18 protein-coding genes are annotated in these 19,700 nt (G+C 68.1%); 10 read left to right on the top strand and 8 right to left on the bottom strand.

Annotated elements, in window-relative coordinates; translation table 11 throughout:
• A partial coding sequence (locus tag V7E05_RS06145) for a nicotinate-nucleotide--dimethylbenzimidazole phosphoribosyltransferase (protein WP_333618794.1) occupies window positions 1-184 on the top strand: 184 nt, incomplete at its 5' end.
• Window positions 185-206: 22 nt separating this feature from the next.
• On the top strand, window positions 207-1,073 hold the full coding sequence (locus V7E05_RS06140; protein ID WP_333618793.1) for an adenosylcobinamide-GDP ribazoletransferase: 867 nt from the start codon (window positions 207-209) through the stop codon (window positions 1,071-1,073).
• A gap of 114 nt (window positions 1,074-1,187) precedes the next feature.
• On the opposite strand, the gene V7E05_RS06135 is transcribed toward V7E05_RS06140, so the two are convergent.
• Both V7E05_RS06135 and gcvT read right to left on the bottom strand, forming a co-directional pair.
• A complete protein-coding gene (locus V7E05_RS06135) occupies window positions 1,188-2,300 on the bottom strand; it encodes a branched-chain amino acid aminotransferase (protein WP_333618792.1) in 1,113 nt (370 codons plus the stop codon).
• 167 nt (window positions 2,301-2,467) lie between these two features.
• Entirely contained in the window at window positions 2,468-3,586 is a 1,119-nt protein-coding gene (gene gcvT / locus V7E05_RS06130) for a glycine cleavage system aminomethyltransferase GcvT (RefSeq protein ID WP_333618791.1), read from the bottom strand.
• 271 nt (window positions 3,587-3,857) lie between these two features.
• Here gcvT and V7E05_RS06125 point away from each other — a divergent pair, with 271 nt between their 5' ends.
• Together V7E05_RS06125 and V7E05_RS06120 are read left to right on the top strand one after the other, a co-directional pair.
• Window positions 3,858-5,378 carry a leucyl aminopeptidase gene (locus V7E05_RS06125; protein WP_442891617.1) on the top strand — a complete coding sequence of 507 codons (1,521 nt, stop codon included), beginning with the start codon at window positions 3,858-3,860 and terminating at the stop codon, window positions 5,376-5,378.
• 178 nt (window positions 5,379-5,556) lie between these two features.
• On the top strand, window positions 5,557-6,324 hold the full coding sequence (locus V7E05_RS06120; protein WP_333618790.1) for a DUF998 domain-containing protein: 768 nt from the start codon (window positions 5,557-5,559) through the stop codon (window positions 6,322-6,324).
• A 67-nt stretch (window positions 6,325-6,391) separates the two neighbouring features.
• Here V7E05_RS06120 and V7E05_RS06115 read toward each other — a convergent pair whose 3' ends face one another.
• Window positions 6,392-6,859 (bottom strand): oxidoreductase, encoded by a 468-nt coding sequence (locus V7E05_RS06115; protein WP_333618789.1) that lies wholly within the window; start codon window positions 6,857-6,859, stop codon window positions 6,392-6,394.
• A gap of 304 nt (window positions 6,860-7,163) precedes the next feature.
• Here V7E05_RS06115 and sucB point away from each other — a divergent pair, with 304 nt between their 5' ends.
• Both sucB and lipB read left to right on the top strand, forming a co-directional pair.
• Window positions 7,164-8,906 (top strand): 2-oxoglutarate dehydrogenase, E2 component, dihydrolipoamide succinyltransferase, encoded by a 1,743-nt coding sequence (gene sucB / locus V7E05_RS06110; RefSeq protein WP_333618788.1) that lies wholly within the window; start codon window positions 7,164-7,166, stop codon window positions 8,904-8,906.
• 99 nt (window positions 8,907-9,005) lie between these two features.
• On the top strand, window positions 9,006-9,770 hold the full coding sequence (gene lipB, locus V7E05_RS06105; protein WP_333618787.1) for a lipoyl(octanoyl) transferase LipB: 765 nt from the start codon (window positions 9,006-9,008) through the stop codon (window positions 9,768-9,770).
• Here lipB and V7E05_RS06100 read toward each other — a convergent pair.
• Complete coding sequence (locus tag V7E05_RS06100; RefSeq protein ID WP_333618786.1) at window positions 9,757-10,236, bottom strand: GNAT family N-acetyltransferase; 480 nt, start codon at window positions 10,234-10,236, stop codon at window positions 9,757-9,759. The two genes, lipB and V7E05_RS06100, sit on opposite strands and share 14 nt — an antisense overlap.
• A gap of 191 nt (window positions 10,237-10,427) precedes the next feature.
• On the opposite strand from V7E05_RS06100, the gene lipA reads away from it, so the two are divergent.
• A complete protein-coding gene (lipA, locus tag V7E05_RS06095) occupies window positions 10,428-11,456 on the top strand; it encodes a lipoyl synthase (RefSeq protein ID WP_333618785.1) in 1,029 nt (342 codons plus the stop codon).
• 161 nt (window positions 11,457-11,617) lie between these two features.
• Complete coding sequence (locus V7E05_RS06090; RefSeq protein ID WP_333618784.1) at window positions 11,618-12,394, top strand: DUF4191 domain-containing protein; 777 nt, start codon at window positions 11,618-11,620, stop codon at window positions 12,392-12,394.
• A 166-nt stretch (window positions 12,395-12,560) separates the two neighbouring features.
• Here V7E05_RS06090 and V7E05_RS06085 read toward each other — a convergent pair whose 3' ends face one another.
• Window positions 12,561-13,034, bottom strand: coding sequence for an RDD family protein (locus V7E05_RS06085; RefSeq protein WP_333618783.1), 474 nt, complete (start codon window positions 13,032-13,034; stop codon window positions 12,561-12,563).
• Between the two features lie 162 nt (window positions 13,035-13,196).
• On the opposite strand from V7E05_RS06085, the gene glnA reads away from it, so the two are divergent.
• Complete coding sequence (glnA, locus tag V7E05_RS06080; protein ID WP_333618782.1) at window positions 13,197-14,633, top strand: type I glutamate--ammonia ligase; 1,437 nt, start codon at window positions 13,197-13,199, stop codon at window positions 14,631-14,633.
• Between the two features lie 301 nt (window positions 14,634-14,934).
• Here glnA and V7E05_RS06075 read toward each other — a convergent pair whose 3' ends face one another.
• The 3 genes from V7E05_RS06075 to V7E05_RS06065 form a co-directional block, all read right to left on the bottom strand.
• Window positions 14,935-15,456 carry a hypothetical protein gene (locus V7E05_RS06075; RefSeq protein WP_333618781.1) on the bottom strand — a complete coding sequence of 174 codons (522 nt, stop codon included), beginning with the start codon at window positions 15,454-15,456 and terminating at the stop codon, window positions 14,935-14,937.
• Between the two features lie 382 nt (window positions 15,457-15,838).
• Window positions 15,839-17,983 (bottom strand): PhoX family protein, encoded by a 2,145-nt coding sequence (locus V7E05_RS06070; protein ID WP_333618780.1) that lies wholly within the window; start codon window positions 17,981-17,983, stop codon window positions 15,839-15,841.
• 143 nt (window positions 17,984-18,126) lie between these two features.
• On the bottom strand, window positions 18,127-18,624 hold the full coding sequence (locus V7E05_RS06065) for an NADPH-dependent FMN reductase (protein WP_333618779.1): 498 nt from the start codon (window positions 18,622-18,624) through the stop codon (window positions 18,127-18,129).
• A 222-nt stretch (window positions 18,625-18,846) separates the two neighbouring features.
• Between V7E05_RS06065 and V7E05_RS06060 the strand changes: the two genes are divergently transcribed.
• On the top strand, window positions 18,847-19,449 hold the full coding sequence (locus V7E05_RS06060) for a PadR family transcriptional regulator (protein WP_333618778.1): 603 nt from the start codon (window positions 18,847-18,849) through the stop codon (window positions 19,447-19,449).
• The last annotated feature ends 251 nt before the right edge of the window (window positions 19,450-19,700 follow it).

Genomic DNA, 19,700 nt, shown 5'->3' with positions numbered 1-19,700 from the left:
CTCCGCCGAGCCCGCGCACTCGGTTGCCCTGTCCTTCCTCGGGCTCGAGCCGATCCTCGAGGTCGGAATGCGTCTCGGTGAAGGCACCGGAGCGCTCACCGCGCTGCCCGTGCTCCGCGCCGGCGTCGCCACCATGTGCGAAATGGCGACCTTCGCCGATTCCGGCGTCTCCGACAAGGACTAGCGGGCCGCGAGGCCCGGCCCCCATGAGCGACCAGCCCGGACATTCCATACGCTCCGCACAGTCCGCACTTCGTGCCGCGGCGATGATCGTCTCGTGGATGACAATCCTGCCGCTTCGCGTAGCCGGCCCCGTCGACCGCGCGGCCGCGTCCCGCGCGCTGTCGTTCCTCCCCGTCGCCGGGCTCGTGCTCGGCGCGGCTGCGGCGCTCGCGGCGTGGCTCCTCACTGCCGTGGGAGCCTCTCCCTTCCTCTCTGGCGCGCTCATCGTCGCCGGACTCGCCGCGCTCACCCGAGGGATGCACCTCGATGGCTTCGCCGACACCGTCGACGGTCTCGCTTCATACAGGGACCCCGCCACCGCGCGGGAGATAATGCGCTCCGGACCCGTCGGTCCGCTCGGCGCCGGGGCGCTCGCGCTCCTCGCGATCGTCGAGGTCGCCGCGTACGCGCAGCTCGTCGCGGCCGGCGCCTTCCTCTCGATCGGCGCGGTCGGGCTCCTCTCCCGCTGCCTCCCCGTGTGGCTTTGCCGCCGCGGCCTCCCGGGCGCGGAATCCGGCGGCTTCGGACCGCTCGTCTCCACCTCCCAGGGGCCCCTCGCCCTGACGGCGAGCGCCGCGATCGCTCTCGGCTCCGCGGTGATCGCGGGGCTCGATATCGCCGCCTCGGATACCGCCCGGTGGGCCGGGTCCCCGGACTCCGGCGCCGGCGCATCCGCCGCCGTGGCGGTGGTGGCGTCCGTCGTCATCTGTGTGGCGCTCTTCGGCCTCACGCAGCTGCTCGGACGGCACTCGGTGCGGCGTCTCGGCGGGATCTCCGGGGACGTGCTCGGCGCGGGGATCGCCCTCGGCGCGGGGCTGTGCGCAGCCGCCTTCGCCGTGGTCACGGGATAGGGCCGGGGCACGCGCCCTTCGATCGCAGGAATCAAAAAGGCCCGCAACACCGAGCACGGGATCCGGTGATCCTCCTCGGCGCCGCGGGCCCTCTCGCGAACGGACTGGATTTCGCTATTCGGCTGCGCCCAGCTCGACCATCCAGCCGTTCTCGTCGCGGACGCTGCCGCGCTGGATGCCGGTGAGCGTCTCGCGAAGCGAGAGCGAGATCGGCCCCGAGCCGCCGTCACCGACGACCATGTCCTCGCCCGCTCCCTTGAAGTGGCCGACGGGCGTGATGACCGCCGCCGTGCCGCACGCGAAGACCTCGGTGAGCTCGCCCGAATCGAGAGCAGACTCGACGTCTTCGATCGAGATGAGCCGCTCGGAGGTCTTGTACCCGGCCTGCTCGGCGAGACGCAGAATGCTGTCGCGCGTGATGCCGGGGAGCAGCGATCCGGACAACTCGGGCGTGACGACCTCGGCATCGGCACCACTGCCGTAGACGAAGAAGAGGTTCATCCCGCCCATCTCCTCAATGTAGCGGTGCTCGCGGGCGTCGAGCCAGACGACCTGGTCACAGTTGTTCTCGATGGCATCGGCCTGCGCCTTGAGCGAGGCCGCGTAGTTGCCGGCGAACTTCGCCGCGCCTGTGCCGCCCGGGGCGGCGCGCGTGTACTCGCGGGAGAACCAGACCGTGACAGGAGAGACGCCGCCGGAGAAGTACGCGCCGGCCGGGGAGGCGAGCATGAGGAACTTGTACTCGTCCGCCGGATGGACGCCGAGACCGATCTCGGTGGAGATCATGAACGGACGGATGTAAAGGGCAGCCTCTCCCCCGGCTTCCGGGGTCCACGCACCATCGATCGCGACGAGCTCGCGGAGTGAATCAAGGAAGACATCGACCGAGAGCTCGGGCATGGCGAGGCGGTCGGCGGAACGATTGAAGCGCTCGGCGTTCTGCTCGGGGCGGAACGCACGCAGCGTGCCATCGGCCCAGCGATAGACCTTGAGCCCCTCGAAGATGGCCTGACCGTAGTGGAAGACCATGGTCGCGGGGTCGAGGGTGAGTGGGCCGTAGGGAGCGACCCGCGGCCGGCCCCACTCGCCGCCCGCAAAGTCGATCTCGACCATGTGGTCGCTGAAGTAGCGGCCGAAGCCGGGCTGGGCGAGGATCTCGTTCCTGCGGGCCTCGGAAGCGGGAGAGGGGTTGGGGGTGACCTCGAAAGAGGTTTCACGAGAAGACATGACGACACCTAAGGGAGTTCGTGAATGATCGGCCGTTCGCCCAGGCAGCGTGTTCGTGCCCGATGAGTGCACCCAGTCTAGACAAGCTCGTGCACGGGGCCCGGGCGATCGGCCGGAGGGGAAGCGCGTATCGAGCTCGGCACGCGCAGGCCGAAAGTCCACGCGGATCAGCGCGTGTGGTTCGCCACCAGGCCGGGAAGGTGCAGCTCGCATTCGACCTGGCGGCCACGTACGTCGACGGCGACCGTATCGCCCTTCTTGACGCCGGACGCCACGTCCACGAAGGCGAGCGCGATGCCCGTGCCGAGCGTCGGGGAGAACGTCCCCGAGCTCGTGATGCCGATCTTCTCACCGTCGGAAAGGACGTCCTGCTCGGCGCGCAGGACGCCGCGGCCGGTGACCTTGAGCGCGTAGAGCCGCCGGCTCGGGCCGTTCTCCTTCTCGGCGACGACGGCCTCGCGGCCCCAGAAGGCCGGCTTGTCGAAGCCGATAGCCCACGAGCCTCGAGCCTGGACCGGGTTGCTATCGAGGGTCAGCTCGTGGCCGTGAAGCGGGTAGCCCGCTTCGAGGCGCAGCGAATCGCGGGCGCCGAGCCCGGCCAGCGCGCCGCCCGCGGCGAGGACCTTCTCCTCTAGTGCGCGCCACAGGGCCGCCGCGGCATCCCACAGCGGGAGAAGCTCGAAGCCGTACTCGCCGGTGTAACCCGTGCGGCAGACGCGCACCGGGGAGCCCTCGAACTCGGCGTCGCGGAAATGCATGTAGTCAAGTTCGGTCGGCAGGCCCAGCGCCTCGAGGATCTCGGCCGACTTCGGCCCCTGCACGGCGAAGACGGCGCGCGAGGTGTGCTCGTCGGTGATCTCGAGCTGCGGCGCGCGCTCGGCCGCGTCGGCCTCGAGGCGGCGGACCACCTCGGCCGTGTTCGCGGCGTTGGGAATGAGGAAGATCTCGTCGTCGGACACCCGGTACTGGATGAGATCGTCGACCACGCCGCCCGAGGGATCGAGGCAGAACGTGTACTGGGCCTGGCCCGCGCCGATCTTGTCGAGGTCGTTGGCGAGGCAGGTGTTAACGAAATCGGCCGCACCTTCCCCGGCGATGAGCGCCTTACCGAGGTGCGAGACATCGAACAGGCCGACGGCATTGCGGGTTGCGTTGTGCTCCGAGACGGTGCCCTCGTAGGAGACAGGCATCGACCATCCGCCGAACGGGGCGAATGTCGCGCCCGCGCGCTCGTGCTCGGCGTGGACGGGTCCGCGCCTCAGATCGCCGGTGTCGTCTCCCGCCATGTCCCACACGTCCCTTCTGTGGTTGCCCGGGTAATGCCCCGGGCCGTCGACCGATTCTTCTCCCCTGCCCGGCCCTATCCCCTGCCAGGGCGAGTGCCCACAACCGTATCGCACGTGCGTCGATAGACTCGCAATAGATGGTCGGCCCCGCGCCCGGCGCGCCGCTGACCCCGCTTGATCGGTGTGCCGCCCTCCGGCCCCACAGGACCGGCGCGCGCCCGCCGAACCCATCGATCACACCGAACGCATCGAACAGCACCGGAGGTTCATCTTGCCCATCGCCAACGAATTCCCCACCTCGAACTCGGACCTCCCCGTGCTCTCCCCGGCGGAGGGCGTCGGGGCGGCGGGTGCCGCGATCGCCGCCGTGGGGATCATCGGCACGAAGGACTCCCTCGAGGTCGTCGCGCCCTCGCTCGACGCCACGGCGAAGGACGCCATCGCCTCCGCGGCCCGCGCTCTCGAAGCCTCTTCCTCCGTAGGCAAGGTAACCACGCTGCCGGTCTCGGCCGAGGGCGTGCCGCCGGTGGTCATCGCCGCGGGCCTCGGCGAGACGCTGTCTGCCGTCACTCGTGAAGACGTCCGGCAGGCCGCGGGCAGCGCGGCTCGCACGGCGCGCGGGCGCGACGGAGCGGTCGTGTTCGACCTCGCACCCGAGGTCGACGGCGCCTCGGCGACCGGTGAGGTCGCGATCGGCGCGGGCCTGGGTGGATACGTGCCACTCAAGGTCACCGCCGAGGGCGAGGGTGACGAGCCCGCACAGGCCCCCGAGTTCCGGATCGTCGGCGCACGCGCCGAGGAGATCGAGCGCGCCACGATCATCGCCGAATCCGTCGGCGCCGCGCGCACGTTCGTCAACACCCCGCCGAACCTGCTCTACCCGGAGTCCTTCGCCGATCGCGCCGTCGCGCTCGCCGAAACCCACGGGCTGACGGCCGAGGTGCTCGACGCCGATGCCCTCCGCGATGGCGGCTTCGGTGGCATCTCGGGCGTCGGTCAGGGCTCGAGCCGTGGCCCGCGCCTCGTCCGCCTCTCCTACTCTGCCGGCGCCGATGCGCCGAAGGTCGCGCTCGTGGGCAAGGGCATCACGTTCGACACCGGCGGCATCTCGCTCAAGCCCGCCGCGGGTATGGAGGCGATGACCATGGACATGGGCGGCGCGGCCGCCGTGATCGGCACCGTGATCGCCGCGGCCCGCCTCGGCGTCTCCGCGAATGTCACCGCGACCGTCCCCATGGCCGAGAACATGCCGGGCGGCGCCTCGTACCGGCCTGGCGACGTGCTCACCATGTACGGCGGGAAGACCGTCGAGATCACCAACACCGATGCCGAGGGACGGCTCATCCTCGCCGATGCCATCGTCCGGGCGGCCGAGGACGAGCCCGACTACCTCATCGACACCGCGACGCTCACAGGCGCGCAGATGGTCGCGCTCGGTCTGCGCACGCCGGGCGTTATGGGCACCGACGAGTTCCGCGACCGCGTCTCCGCGTTGAGCGCCGAGGTCGGCGAGAACGGCTGGCCGATCCCGCTGGCGGAGGACCTTCGCGAGGGCCTCGACTCGAAGGTCGCCGACATGGTCAACAGCGCGTCGGCGCGCTGGGGCGGGATGATCGTCGCCGGCCTCTTCCTCCGCGAGTTCGTGCCCGCCGGATTGCCGTGGGCGCACATCGACGTCGCCGGCCCCGCCTTCAACACCGGCTCGGGCTGGGGCTATAACCCCGCGGGCGCCACCGGCGTCCCGGTCCGCACGATGCTCGCCGTGATCGAGGACATCGCCGCGAACGGCTAGCCCCACAACGAGTTTCAAAGGTCCGCCCGTCGCAGGGAATATCCCGGCGGCGGGCGATGTTGTCGGCACCGGTGACCGTAGTCGTCTGCCCACGCGCTCCGGTCGACCGCGCCGGGAATCGGCGCACTCGAATTCACGGCGAACCGCGCCCGGACGCGTGGACGAGGAGGCGGAACGCTTGAGCCACGACGCAGGCCACGACTACCGCGGCGCGATGCGCGGAACGGGTTCGCACGTCGGGCCCATCGGTTTCGGCGACGGCGAGTCGCCCGCCGCCTGGCGCGCCCCCGCCGCGCGCACGCTCGCCATCATCGGTGTCCTCGCCTACAACTGGTGGGCCTATCTCCCTGTCGTCGCGCCCGATTCGCGAGTCGGCTTCCGCGGGCTGCTCTCCGATCTCGAGACCGCCGGCGCCCCCGATGCCACGACGCTGTCCTCGATCAACGCCGCGGCGGGCGGCTTCTTCCTCCTCGCCGTTCTCGTCCGCGGTGTGCGCGCTTCCGCCGATTCGCGCCGCATCCGGAGGCTCCTGCTCGGCTTCTCTCTCGCCGTCGCCATCGGGGCGCTGTTCCCCTATGCGTGCCCCGAGGGCCTCGACGCGGAATGCCGCGCCCAGGAATGGTCGTTCTCGCTGCCGCTCCACCACTACGTCCATATGACGGCGGGCATCGCCGAATTCGCCACCGCCACGTTTGCGCTGCTCCTCGCATGGGGCATCGGGCACCGTCGTACCGGCAAGCTCGGCGCGTACCTCCGCGGCGCGCGGATCGCGCTCTTCGTGGCGTACCCGCTGCTCGTCATCAGCTACCTGGTCAACGCCATGGGCTCGGTCGCCGAGGTCATGTTCTTCGCGGTCTTCTCCACGCTCATGCTCGCGTGGGTCTTCGCCGAACCCGACGTCCCCGCCGAGGAGGACGAATCGGGCTCGGCGGACTCGGCGGGCTAATCGCCGGCCCCGGCCGCTCTCGAGCCGCCAGGCCGGCCCCGCGTCCGGGCTGCTCGAGGTCCTGGAATCAGCGCTCTTCTTCCGCCCGCTCGGCGCGGTCGGCCCGGCGGAACTCCTCTCGGATCCGCTCGGCGCGGTCGGCCCGGCGGAACTCCTCTCGGATCCGCTCGGCGCGGTCGGCCCGGCGGAACTCCTCTCGGATCCGCTCGGCGCGTTCCCGCTTGGCCTTGAGGCGCATCGCCTCGTCGCGCTCGCGCATCCGCCGGGGGTATCCGGTCGCCGCGGCATCGTAGATCGCCACGCCGAGCTCGCGGCCGAGGCGATCGGCCTCGCCCCAGCTTCCGATCGGGCGGCGCGTGTACTCGCCCATGATGTCGACGAGCAGGAGCGAGAGCTGATTGACGACGGTCGACGGTTCGACGTAGCCGTCGATCCCCGCCCGGGTGCTGCTCCACTCGCGGAAGTGCTCGAGATCCTCGGCCGAGAGCGGACGTCCGCCGTCATTCCTGCCGGGCTTCCCGAACAGCGCTGCCATGCCGCATTCCCCTTCCCTGATCCCGGCGCGCGGCCTGCGGCGGCGCCGGTTCGATGTCAGAACAACGTTCCCGACGCGCCGGTTGTTCCCGGCGTTCCCCCTGCCTCGGTGCCCGAGTTTGGGCACAATGGTCGCTGAGATCGGGACGCGCGTAAAGTCGAAAACGTCCGCCGCGTCATTCATTGCCGCGGCGCGGGTCTGCGCCCCGGGTGCAGCCCGATCACGTCGAAGAACATACGAACGAACCGCCACATACCTCCGGGGCCACAGCCGCCGGGGCGAGATAATTCGAGGAGTCAAGAACATGGCCTTCTCCGTTGAGATGCCGGCGCTCGGTGAGTCCGTCACCGAGGGCACCATTACCCGCTGGCTCAAGCAGGAGGGAGACACGGTCGAGGTCGACGAGCCGCTACTCGAGGTCTCCACCGACAAGGTCGATACCGAGATCCCCTCGCCCGTGGCCGGCACCCTGAGCAAGATCATCGCCCAGGAGGACGACACCATCGACATCGGTGGCGAGCTCGCCCTGATCGACGATGGCTCGGGCGCCCCCGCCGACGATTCCGACACGACCTCGGCGCCTGCCGAGGAGGCTTCGTCCGACGATTCCGCGGATGCCGACGACTCCGCCGAAGCCGATTCCGCCGAGTCCGCCGCCTCCGGCTCCTCGGAGGATTCCGGCTCGGGCGAGGGCGAGAAGGTCCTCATGCCGGAGCTCGGCGAGTCCGTCACCGAGGGGACGGTGACCAACTGGCTCAAGGCGGTCGGCGACACGGTAGAGGTAGACGAGCCGCTGCTCGAGGTCTCCACCGACAAGGTCGACACCGAGATCCCCTCCCCCGTCGCCGGCACGCTGCTCGAGGTGCTCGCGAACGAGGACGACACCGTCGAGGTCGGCGGCACGCTCGCCATCATCGGCTCGGGCTCCGCGCCCAAGGCGGCACCCAAGACCGAGGAGAAGCCGGCGGAGAAGACTCCCGAGCCCGCCCCGAAGGCCGAGGAGAAGCCCGCAGAAAAGGCTCCCGAGCCTGCGCCCGAGGCCGAAGAGAAGCCCGCTCCGAAGACCGAGTCCGCCCCCGAGCCTGCGCGCCCGGCGGCGCCCGCGGCCGCGGCGAGCTCGGGCAGCGCCCCGTACGTCACCCCGCTCGTCCGCAAGATCGCCGACGAGAAGGGCGTGGACCTCTCCACCGTCGAGGGCACGGGCGTCGGCGGCCGCATCCGCAAGCAGGATGTCCTGGCCGCGGCCGAGGGCGGCTCCGCCTCCGGCGCCGGCTCCGCCAAGCGCGGCGGCCCCTCGCAGAAGGGCGTGCGCCCCGAGCTCGCCGAGCTCCGCGGCACCACGCAGGAGGCGAACCGGATCCGCAAGATCACGGCACTGCGCACCCGCGAGGCCCTGCAGTCCACCGCCCAGCTCACTCAGGTGTTCGAGGTCGACATGTCTCGCGTCGGGCAGCTCCGCTCGGCGTCGAAGGCGGACTTCCAGGCCAAGCACGGTGTCAAGCTCACGTACCTGCCCTTCTACGCGAAGGCCGCGGTCGAGGCGCTCGTCTCCCACCCGAACGTAAACGCCTCGTACGACGAGCAGACGAACACGATCACCTACCACGACCACGTGCACCTCGGCATCGCGGTCGACACCGAGCAGGGCCTGCTCTCCCCGGTGATCAAGAACGCCGACAAGATGTCCGTCGCGGAGCTCGCCAAGGCGATCGTCGAGATCGCCGACAAGGCGCGGAACCGCAAGCTCGGCCCCGACGATCTCTCGGGCGGCACCTTCACGATCACGAACATCGGCTCGGAGGGCGCGCTATTCGACACCCCGATCCTCGTGCCGCCGCAGGCCGCGATGCTCGGCACCGGCGCGATCGTGCGCAGGCCGATCGTCGAGATCGATGAGGACGGCGAGTCCATCGCGATCCGCTCGATGGGCTACCTGCCGCTCACCTACGATCACCGTCTCATCGACGGTGCGGACGCCGGCCGCTTCCTCACCACGATCAAGGACCGCCTCGAGACCGGCGCCTTCGAGGACGAGCTCGGCCTCTAGTCGCCAGCGCAGCGCCCAGACGCGCATCTGCGACGGCGGGCCCCCGATCAATTCGGGAGGCCCGCCGTCACCCATTTGTTCGGGAGTATCGTGGCGCCCATGAGCACCGCGCAGTCGAGCATCCGTGAGCAGTCCGATCCCGTCGAGGTCTCCTGGCTCGGCACCGTGGAGTACGAGGCCACGTGGGACAAGCAGCGCGAGATCGCTACGCTTCGCGCGGACGGCGAGACGGGCGATACCCTCCTTCTCCTCGAGCACCCGGCGACCTTTACGGCCGGCAAACGCACGCAGCCCGAGGATCTCCCCGCCGATCCCACAACCCCGGTGATCCACGTCGACCGCGGCGGCCGGATCACGTGGCACGGCCCGGGCCAGCTCGTCGGCTACCCGATCATCAAGCTCGCCGATCCCATCGACGTCATGGACTACGTCCACCGCCTCGAGGCGGGGATCATGCAGACGCTGTCGGAGCTGGGTATCGACACCACCCGTGTCGAGGGCCGCTCCGGGGTGTGGTGCCTCGCCGAGGGCTCGCTACCCGACCGCAAGATCGCCGCGCTCGGCATCCGTGTCCAACGTGGGGTCACGATGCACGGATTCTCGCTCAACTGCGACAACTCCTTCGCGGGCTTCGGCTCCGTGGTGCCCTGCGGGATCGCGGACGCCGGCGTCACGTCGATCTCCGAGGAGCTCGGCCGGGACGTCACCGTCGCCGACGTGCGCGAGCGGGCCCGCGAGAACGTCCTCGCCGCCCTCGACGGCCGGATCGATCTCCGCCCCGACGCCGTCGCCGCGCCCGCGGCGAGCGCCGCTCAGGCCACGCCGGAGGCGCCCGCGGCACCGCAGATCGTCATTCCCTCGTAGCGAGCTCGAGCTCCATGAAGTAGCTCGTGGAGAGGTCGGAATAGTCTCCGTAGGGGCCGCGTCGCTTGAATCCCGCCGAGGCGTAGAGGGCACGGGCCGGAGCGAAGAAGTCGACGGTCCCCGTCTCGAGGTAGAGGACCTCGTATCCCTCGTTCCGCGCCACCGAGACCACGTGCCGCAGCAGCGTCCGGGCGATACCCCGGCCACGCATCTCGGGATCGGTGCGCATGCTCTTGAGTTCCGCGGCGCCGCCGCTCAAGCGGGACAACGCCGCCGTGCCGGCGACCCGGCCGCCGACCCTCGCCACCCACAGCGTCTTGCCCTGCGCGAAGAGCTCGGGGAAACCGAGAGCGTACTGATGCGCGTCCGCGACCACGGGGCGCATATCGGCGAAGTGGCGGCGGATGAACTCCTCGACGTCCGCGTCGTCGATCCTCGCCTGGGCGACCGTCGGTGCTGCACTCATGCCCGCAGCGTAGCGGCAGCTCTCGCGCTCCGCGATTCCGCATCTTCGTCCACCGCCTGACGCGGCACACCATGACTCGAAGGCCACTGTGCCGGGCGCCCGGCACGGCACCGGGAATCGGCCCCTACCGGCGAATACCGCCCATCGGGGGCGCTTAGCCCAAGCGGCTACGGCGGCGTAGCATGGCCACCATGACTGTCGCACCCGAAGGACGGAAACTCCTCCGCATCGAGGTCCGGAACGCCGAGACCCCGATCGAGAACAAGCCCGAATGGATTCGCACTAAGGCCGTAATGGGCCCGGAGTATCGGGATATCAAGGGGCTGGTCAAATCGGGAGGACTCCACACCGTCTGCGAGGAAGCGGGCTGTCCCAACATCTTCGAGTGCTGGGAAGATCGCGAGGCCACCTTCCTCATCGGCGGCGATGAGTGCACGCGGCGCTGTGATTTCTGCCAGATCGCCACGGGCAAGCCGGAGCCGCTGGACCGCGACGAGCCCCGCCGTGTCGCCGAGTCGGTCCGCGAGATGGACCTGCGCTACTCCACCATCACCGGTGTCGCGCGCGACGATCTCCCGGACGGAGGCGCGTGGCTGTACGCCGAGACCGTGCGCAAGATCCACGAGCTCAACCCCAATACGGGCGTAGAGAACCTCATCCCCGACTTCAACGGCAAGGAGGATCTCCTCGCCGAGGTCTTCGAGTCCCGCCCCGAGGTCCTCGCGCACAATGTCGAGACCGTGCCGCGGATCTTCAAGCGGATCCGCCCGGCGTTCCGCTACGAGCGCTCTCTCGATGTCATCCGCCAGGCACGCGATTTCGGCCTCGTCACCAAGTCGAACCTCATCCTCGGCATGGGCGAGACCACCGAGGAGGTCGTCGAGGCGCTCGAGGACCTGCACTCGGCCGGCTGCGACCTCATCACCATCACGCAGTACCTGCGTCCCTCCCCGCGGCACCATCCCATCGAGCGGTGGGTCAAGCCGCAGGAGTTCGTCGAGCTCTCGGACAAGGCCTACGAGATCGGCTTCTCCGGCGTCATGGCCGGGCCGCTCGTGCGGTCCTCGTACCGCGCCGGCAAGCTCTACGCCCAGGCGATGCACGCGCGCGGGCTCGATGTCCCGGAGAACCTCTCGCACCTCACGGGCGAGGCCTCCGCGTCGCAGGAGGCAAACGCTGTGCTCGACCGCCAGCTCCAGCGCGAGGCGGCCCGCGCCTAGACCCACTTCGCGGCCCGGTACACGGGACGGACACTGAACAGGCACTGAACGGGCACGGGGCTCGCCACTCGGCGGGCCCCGTTTTCCATCTCTGACGGCGCACGTCCGCCATCATTCGGGTGCGTTTATTTTTCTCCGGCACGGGCCGTATCCTTGAACACATGGCATCCGGAGATTCGAAGAAGTCCAAGGAACAGAAGAAGGCCGAGCGGCAGGCCAAGCGCGCGCAGGGGAAGCAGACCCGCGGGCAGTTCTGGCAGGTCGTCAAGATGCTGGCCAAGGAGGACAAGCTGTTCCTCCCGGGCTTCATCGGGATCATCATCGGCACCGCGGTCATCGCGTTCCTCATCGGGCTCATCTGGGGCGGCCAGTGGTGGATGCTGTTCCTTGGTCTCCTCGTCGGCATCCTCCTGGGGATGATGTTCTTCTCCCGCCGCGTGCAGGGGCTCATGTACAAGCGCTACGAGGGGCAGCCCGGCGCGGCCGCGTGGACCCTCGACCAGCTGCGCGGCGGTTGGCGGGTGACTCAGTCGGTCGCGATCAACACGCACTTCGATGCAGTGCACCGCGTGGTGGGACGCCCGGGCATCGTGCTCGTCGGCGAGGGTGAGGCGCACCGCGTTCGCCCGCTGCTCAACCAGGAGAAGAAGAAGATCGCGCGCGTGGTCGGTGAGACGCCGATCTACGAGCTCATCGTGGTCGATGAGCCTGATTCGGATGCCAAGCCGGAGCAGATCGTGCTGCCCAAGCTCAACCGCCGGCTCAGCAAGTACCCGATGAACATAGAGCGCAGCAAGATCGACGCCCTCGATACCCGCCTCACCGCTCTCAACGCGAAGACCGGCATGGCCTCGCAGATGCCGAAGGGACCGGCGCCGCAAGGCGCGAAGGTCCGCAACCTCAACCGCACCGCCCGCCGCCGGGGCGCGCAGAAGTAGTCCGGCGAGGCACCGGGTGCATACGACCAGCGCCGGTCCGAGTTCCTCAGGGATCCGGGCCGGCGCTTTGTCATTCGATTACCCGTACTGCCGGTTTCCGGAACCTGCGCCCTCGAGCGGGGGGCGATCTGAGCTTGAGCTCCTCTACGACATTCGGGCAATCGTTCTAACGCGGCCGGACTACGACCGCGGTACCCGTCGCGCGGTCGTGCATGCCGCGGTTGTCCTCGTCCTGGAAGAGCGCCGGGAACACGAACACGGAGAGAACAGTCCGGATCACGGCCCGCCACAGCCCCACCGGCGCTGCGGCGTCGACGCGCGCGACGCCGAGCCCGACCGCTGCCATTCCGGGGGTCATCGACAGCGCCCATACGCTGACGATGGAGACCAGCGCCCAGAGGATCAACGTGGTGGTAGCTCCTCCTCCGAGGAACCAGCGCCCGTCCTGCCCCATGATGAGATTCACCGGAATAGAAATGATCAACCAGTCGACGAGGATCGCGCCGAGGCGGCGACCGAGCCCCGCCATGGAGCCCGGTCCGGACTCCGCGGCGCCGAGCTTCTCGCCGGGGTAGCTGCTCTCTCCGCCGTCAAGGGCGGCCTGGGGGCCGGACAGCCACGAACCGGTTTCCTTACGCATGGGCCCAACTCTATCGGTTGGCCTCCGGTACCCCGAGTATGCGCCTGCGTAACGTGCCGGAAACATAGGGGTGACGACCGAGCAACACCGGTTCTCTATTGTTGATGGGGTACGAAGCCGATGGCACCGGCCATCCGGCGTAGTGACGAAGGAGAACCAGTCGTGGGATTCACTAGCCCCGCAGAGGTCATCGAGTACGTCAAGTCCGAAGGTGTCGAGTTCGTCGACATCCGCTTCACCGATCTGCCGGGTGCACAGCAGCACTTCTCGATCACCGCAGATCAGTTCGTGGAGGATGTCTTCGAGGAGGGTCTCGCCTTCGACGGTTCGTCGATCCGCGGCTTCCAGTCCATCGACGAGTCGGACATGCTGCTGCTCCCCGACCCCTCGACCGCACAGATCGATCCGTTCCGGAAGCGCAAGACGCTCAATATCGTCTGCTCGGTCCACGACCCATTCACCCGTGAGGCGTACTCCCGCGATCCGCGCAACGTCGCGATCAAGGCTGAGGAGTACCTGATCTCCACCGGCATCGCCGATACGGTGAACTTCGGCCCGGAGGCCGAGTTCTACATCTTCGATTCGGTCGCCTACGAGACGGACACGAACTCCGCGTTCTACGAGCTCGAGTCGGTGTCGGGCTGGTGGAACCGCGGCAACCCGGTCAACCCGGACGGCTCACCGAACCTGGGCTACAAGGTTCGCCCGAAGGGCGGATACTTTCCCGTCGCGCCCTACGACCACTACCAGGACCTTCGCGACGAAATGTCCCTCAACCTTGCCGCCGCCGGCTTCGAGCTTGAGCGCGCCCACCACGAGGTCGGCACGGGCGGCCAGCAGGAGATCAACTACAAGTTCAACACGCTGACCAAGTCGGCCGACGAGCTGCAGCTGTTCAAGTACATCATCAAGAACACCGCGTGGCAGGCCGGCAAGTCCGTGACCTTCATGCCGAAGCCGCTCTACGGCGACAACGGCTCGGGCATGCACTGCCACCAGTCGCTGTGGAAGGACGGCAAGCCGCTGTTCCACGACGAGGCCGGATACGCGGGCCTGTCGGACACCGCCCGCCACTACATCGGCGGCATCCTTCACCACGCGCCGTCGCTCCTCGCGTTCACGAACCCGACGATCAACTCTTACCACCGCCTGGTCAAGGGCTACGAGGCGCCGATCAACCTCGTGTACTCGCAGCGCAACCGCTCGGCGTGTGTCCGCATCCCGATCACGGGTAACAACCCGAAGGCCAAGCGCATCGAGTTCCGTTGCCCCGATCCGTCCGGGAACCCGTACCTGGCGTTCGCCGCCATGTTCATGGCCGGCATCGACGGTGTGCGCAACAAGATCGAGCCGCCGGAGCCCGTCGATAAGGACCTCTACGAGCTCCCGCCGGAGGAGGCCGCTGGCATCCCGCAGGCGCCCACGACCCTCGATGCCGTGATCGACCGCCTCGAGGCCGACCACGACTACCTCACCGAGGGTGGCGTGTTCACCGAGGATCTCATCGAGACGTGGATCAAGTACAAGCGCGAGAACGAGCTGGACCCGGTTCGCCTCCGCCCGCACCCCCACGAGTTCGAGCTCTACTACGACTGCTAGTAGCTGCTGCCGGAGATAGCCCGGCATCCCGACGGCCCGGCCGTTCCGCCCCGCGCGGAGCCGCCGGGCCGTTCGCGTTCCGCGCGCTTTCCCCGTCGCTCATCCCGCATGACGGCGGACGTCCTAAATCGCCTCGCCCCCGCCGCTGCAAACCGCGGCGGGGGCGAAATTGCGCACAGTGTCAGCTCAGACGTTTTCTAGCCAAGTTGAAAACTTGAGATGGGCGCACGCAGCCTGTATCCAGTTCAAATTCAGATTGGAACGCGGCATACCCCTCACGCCTCAGCCGTGCCGATCCAAGCTAGCGGAACTGCCAGACGGGAACGGCGCTGTCGATCAGGTGCCAGTCGCAGTACGCGGTTTGACCATTAGACGGATTAATGGCGGTTTTGTTTACCGACTCGCAGGGCCTACCGCCAAGCGAGTTTTCGACACGTGTTGTCTTCCCCCAGTGCAAGCCACCGGGAATGTCGTCGAACGTTCCGGGCTGGGGAGCCCAAGCATGGCCATCCATGCGGTTCTTCCTGGCACACCACACCTTGGTGCCGTCCTGTGTGTACGCCCATTCGTTGGCCGCCGGACATCCGGTACCCATCTCGACCCAGTTGGAGGCGATGTAAGGGGACTGCCAAAACCATGGCTTCGGCAGGGGAGGGAGGAAGCTGGGATCGATTCCCGCGGGCGTCGGGACGGGGATAGGCGCGATTTCCGGGATGACAACAGAGCCTCCTCCCGGTACTTGCGCGGCAGCAGCGGGTGCGAGCACAACTCCGAGCGAAAGCGCGGCGATTGCAGCTGCGAAGAATTTTCGAGGTCGAGTCATGGCGTCTCCATGCGGTGCGCAGTGATGGTGAGCTGAGCATAATCGCTTGTGCCGGACCACGTAAGCTTCTTCTAATAAGTAATCCGAATAGTCGATGCTTCTCACCGTGGTTCAATGCACGGCCACTGAGGTGAAGGCAGAACGCGGCACCAGAGAGTGCAACTGGTCGGCGTCGGCTCTGTAAAGCCCAAACCCAGTGGCTGAAACTGCGCCAGTCGGACAGTCATAGCCTCTAGTCGTGAGCAGACGCTTCCCGGTCACTCACCCGGCATGACGGCGGACGTCCGAATTCACCTCGCCCCCGCCGCTGCGAACAGCGACGGGGGCGAGATCTCTGAGTGGCGCGAATCGGCGCGCGGTGTGCACTCGCCGCCGCTCCGGGCTAGGAACCGGAGGTCGCCGACCCGTAGGCGCCGAGCGACCCGGCGACGGAACCGGACAGCGGGCCCATGTCCATCGAGCCGACGACTCCGCCGGAGTTCTGCCACACGACGACAGTCGACGGACGGGCGAGCGAGGTGCCACCGTCGGGCCAGTGCGACGTGGTGGTCTCGGTGGTGGCTCCGTCGTCCTCGCCCGGGTGCTGGACATTGACCATGACGCGGGTGTCGGTGACGACCGGGCCACAGGTCTCCGCACCCTTGGGGACGGTGAGGAACTGCTTGGTGAGGCCCCGGGTCGGCCCGGAGAGGGAGACGGCGAAGAGCCCGTCGTTGGAGCCGAGCGCGTTTCCGTCGGTTGAGATCCAGAGGTTCCCGAAGGAGTCGAAGGCGACGTTGTCCGGGCACGAGATCGGCGAAACCGAGGACTTGTCGAAGCCGCCGAAGTAGGTCTCGGCCGCATTCGGATCGCCGCACACGAGGAGGAGGTTCCACGTGAAGGTCGTGCCCGTGTAGACGTCGTCGACCTCGAGGACGTAGCCGTTCTTGTTCTCCTTGACCGGCGCGTACTCCATCGTGCCCTCGCCCTTGCCGGGGACGCCGCGGTAGGAGTTGTTGGTCAGCGCGGCGTAGATCTTGCCGTTCTTCGGGTTCGGCTGGACGTCTTCCGGGCGGTCCATCTTCGTGGCGCCGGCCTTGTCCGCCGCCTGGCGGGTGAAGATGAAGACGTCGGCCCCGGAGAAGCCGTCGACGTGCGACTCGGCCGAACCATCGGCCTTCGCCGTGGCCAGTTTGACCCATTCGCCCGTGCCGTCGAAGGCGCCGTCCTCGGGCAGGGTGTTCTCCTTGAAGTCCGCGGAGTTGCCCGTGAACTTCGCGACGTAGAGGGTGCCCTCGTCGAGCGCCTTCATGTTCTCCGCGCGCGCGGCGGAATCGTTGCCGGGCACGAACTTCTTCGATGAGACGAACTTGTAGATGTACTCGAAGCGCGAATCGTCGCCGGAGTACGCAACGATCGTGCCGTCAGCGGCGATCTGGATCGAGGCGGCCTCGTGCTTGAAGCGGCCGAGAGCGGTGTGCTTGACCGGCGTGGACTTCGGGTCCCACGGATCGATCTCGACGACGTAGTTGAAGCGGTGGGGCTCGTTGGGCTGCTTCGTGATGTCGAAACGGTCGTCGAAGCGCTCCCACTTGCGCGAAGTGGCGTCCGCCGTCATCCCGTATCGGGCGTACGCCTCCGGCTCGGCAGCCTGCGCGCCGCCGGCGAAGTACTGATCGATGTTCTCCTCGCCCGAGAGGACCGTGCCCCACGGGGTGATGCTGCCCGAGCAGTTGTTGAACGTGCCGAAGACCTTGGTGCCCGAGTCATCGGCGGCGGTCTTGAGCTTCTCGTTGCCGGCGGCGGGGCCGGTGAGGCGGAACTCGGTGGTGCCGGTGATCCGGCGGTTGAGTTCGCCCATGACCGGCGTGAGCTTGCCGCTGCCGGGCTCGCCCTTGACCTCGACGATCGACAGCCCGTGTGAGGCCCACTCGATGCGCACGTGCTCTTCCGCGGGGTTCTCCTCGTCGTAGCCGGGGAACATCTGCTGCGGGGTCGTGTACTCGTGGTTCGACACGAAGAGGAAGTGGTCCGGCTTGCCCGGAATGGGGAGGAGATCGGCGAAATCGCAGTTGTAGCCGAACTGCCCCGCGGCGGCCTCGGGCGTCTGGTTGTCGAGCTCCCACTCGGGCGCTCCCTTGACCACCGGATCGCCCCAACGGATGACGACGGCCTGCGAGTACCCCTTGGGGATGACAACCGCGTCCTCGGTGTTGGGAGCGACCATCTCGAAGTCGAGCCCGGCGGGGTTGTTACCCACGAGGCTCGAGGCATTGAGCGAGCCCGCCGGGTTCTGCGCGGCGGCCATGCCCTGGCCCTGGGCCGCGAAGACGGTCGCGCCGCCGACCACGACGGAGGCAGCGCCGACGCCGCGGAGCACGGCACGACGGTCGAACTCGGCCTTGGCGATATCTCCGAAGTACGGATTGGACGAGGTGTTCTCGACGGGCTTGGAGCACGCATCGCCGCACTTGTACACGCACGTGCGGTGGGAGCGGCTCGACGTGAAGTCGAGTCCGGCGAGGAGGTTCTTACCGAGAGGAAGCATGAGAGGGCAGTCTCTTTCCTACTATTCCAGGATTATTGGCGGACCCAAGCAGACTAGGAAAAGACTGAGACGCCGTAGTGGCGTCCGGGTTAACGGAACCTCAACGAAAGTAGACAGCGAGGCTTACGTGGCAGCTCGTCGACCTATTCGGCAGCGAGAACTGAATCTATGATCCGCTTATTATCGGCGAGCCACTCCGCGTAGACCTCCGGCCGTTCGTACTCGGAATCGAGAATATAGAGAGCGCGGCCCAGGATGGTTGCGCCGAGCTCGGAGAGGATCGGACGCAGCTGGAGCTCCGGCGCCAGCGAGTGGCCAGGGCTGCCGCCGAGCATGAGCGGGACGGCGAGGCCGGAGAGCCCCGTGCGGGCGTCGAAGCGGTCGAGGAACAACTTGAGCAGCCCGGTGTACGAGCCTTTAAACGTGGGGCTCGCGAACACGACGAGGTCCGCCGCACCCACGGTCGCGACCGCCTCGGCGACCGGGGCCGAGCCCCAGTCGAGGATCTCGGCACCGAAATCGGCGAGGTCGACGACCGTGTCGGGCGGGCTCCCCGCTGCGACGGTGGCGAGGTGGGTGGCGGCGGCGAGAGTCCGGCTCTTCGGCTTGGGGTTGCCCACGACGACGGCGGTGTGCGGCATGTTGTGGTGCTCCTTCGCTGGAGATGGAGGCCTGGCGCCCGGGCTTCCCGGCCTACCCGGGTCCGGGCCACGATACGAGGATCGCCGCCTCGCGAGACCCCTTCTCGTCACGGCGAATCGGAGACTTGCGCGAGCCGTATCCCTCCCACCTGCCCACCATATGCACTATCTTGCATACTCAACTTGTTGCATAGCAAAGGTGTGCCGCCGTAACCTCGGAACATGGCCCTCGACCACGCGATTCTCGTCTCCCTCGCGGAGCGCCCCGGCACCGGCTACGAGCTGGGCCGGCAGTTCGGCCGCACCATCGGCCACTTCTGGAACGCCTCCCACCAGCAGATCTATCGCACGCTCGCGCGGCTCGACGAGCGCGGGCTCGTCGATTGCGCCGCCGTCCCGCAAGAGGGAAAGCCGGACAAGAAGGTGTATTCGCTCTCCGCCGCCGGCCGCGCCGAGCTCCGCGAATGGGTGTCCTCCCCCACACCGCTTCAAAGCCTCCGGGACGATCTCGGGGTCAAGATCCGCGCCGCCGAGCACGCCGATCTGCCCGAACTCATCGCAGAGATCGAGCGGCACCGGGAGCTGCACGTCGCCCGGCTCGATCTCTACCGTTCCTTCGAAGCCGAACAGTTCCCGGAAGCCGAGGGCCTCACCGGCCGCGCCCTCCACCAGCACCTCGTCCTCCGCGGCGGACTCGGCATCGAGGAGTTCTTCGTCGCGTGGTGCACCGAGGTCCTCGACGGACTGCGCCGCGAACTCGCGGGGGCGGGGCCCGGGGCGACCGACGGACAAGGCTCCACGGAGGACCGGCCGCCGCCCGAGTAGGAGCGGCTTCCGCCGTCATCCCTGCGCCGTTTCTTTCCCACCCCGTCCCCCCTCCCTCCATCTGCCCACCGAGGAGAAGTCATGACCCACCAGAACAGCGAGCCCCGCGAGTCCGACGTACAGCCGGCCAAGGCCACTACCAACGCCCACTTCCCGCATCTCTTCGAACCGCTGCGCATCAATGGGATGGAGCTGCCCAACCGCGCGGTCATGGGTTCGATGCACACGGGATTCGAGGACAGGCCGTGGGA

Source organism: Dietzia sp. (genome assembly GCF_036741115.1).
Classification (GTDB): domain Bacteria; phylum Actinomycetota; class Actinomycetes; order Mycobacteriales; family Mycobacteriaceae; genus Dietzia.
Note: the sequence above shows the minus strand (reverse complement) of the source record. Positions and strands in the feature narration are given on the sequence as shown.

What these genes read in the sequence shown, in the direction of transcription:
- V7E05_RS06140 (WP_333618793.1), top strand. Translation starts at nt 207, where the DNA reads ATGAGCGACCAGCCCGGACATTCCATACGCTCCGCACAGTCCGCACTT.
- V7E05_RS06135 (WP_333618792.1), bottom strand. Translation starts at nt 2,300, where the DNA reads ATGTCTTCTCGTGAAACCTCTTTCGAGGTCACCCCCAACCCCTCTCCC.
- gcvT (WP_333618791.1), bottom strand. Translation starts at nt 3,586, where the DNA reads ATGGCGGGAGACGACACCGGCGATCTGAGGCGCGGACCCGTCCACGCC.
- V7E05_RS06115 (WP_333618789.1), bottom strand. Translation starts at nt 6,859, where the DNA reads ATGGCAGCGCTGTTCGGGAAGCCCGGCAGGAATGACGGCGGACGTCCG.
- sucB (WP_333618788.1), top strand. Translation starts at nt 7,164, where the DNA reads ATGGCCTTCTCCGTTGAGATGCCGGCGCTCGGTGAGTCCGTCACCGAG.
- lipB (WP_333618787.1), top strand. Translation starts at nt 9,006, where the DNA reads ATGAGCACCGCGCAGTCGAGCATCCGTGAGCAGTCCGATCCCGTCGAG.
- V7E05_RS06100 (WP_333618786.1), bottom strand. Translation starts at nt 10,236, where the DNA reads ATGAGTGCAGCACCGACGGTCGCCCAGGCGAGGATCGACGACGCGGAC.
- lipA (WP_333618785.1), top strand. Translation starts at nt 10,428, where the DNA reads ATGACTGTCGCACCCGAAGGACGGAAACTCCTCCGCATCGAGGTCCGG.
- V7E05_RS06090 (WP_333618784.1), top strand. Translation starts at nt 11,618, where the DNA reads ATGGCATCCGGAGATTCGAAGAAGTCCAAGGAACAGAAGAAGGCCGAG.
- V7E05_RS06085 (WP_333618783.1), bottom strand. Translation starts at nt 13,034, where the DNA reads ATGCGTAAGGAAACCGGTTCGTGGCTGTCCGGCCCCCAGGCCGCCCTT.
- V7E05_RS06075 (WP_333618781.1), bottom strand. Translation starts at nt 15,456, where the DNA reads ATGACTCGACCTCGAAAATTCTTCGCAGCTGCAATCGCCGCGCTTTCG.
- V7E05_RS06070 (WP_333618780.1), bottom strand. Translation starts at nt 17,983, where the DNA reads ATGCTTCCTCTCGGTAAGAACCTCCTCGCCGGACTCGACTTCACGTCG.
- V7E05_RS06065 (WP_333618779.1), bottom strand. Translation starts at nt 18,624, where the DNA reads ATGCCGCACACCGCCGTCGTCGTGGGCAACCCCAAGCCGAAGAGCCGG.
- V7E05_RS06060 (WP_333618778.1), top strand. Translation starts at nt 18,847, where the DNA reads ATGGCCCTCGACCACGCGATTCTCGTCTCCCTCGCGGAGCGCCCCGGC.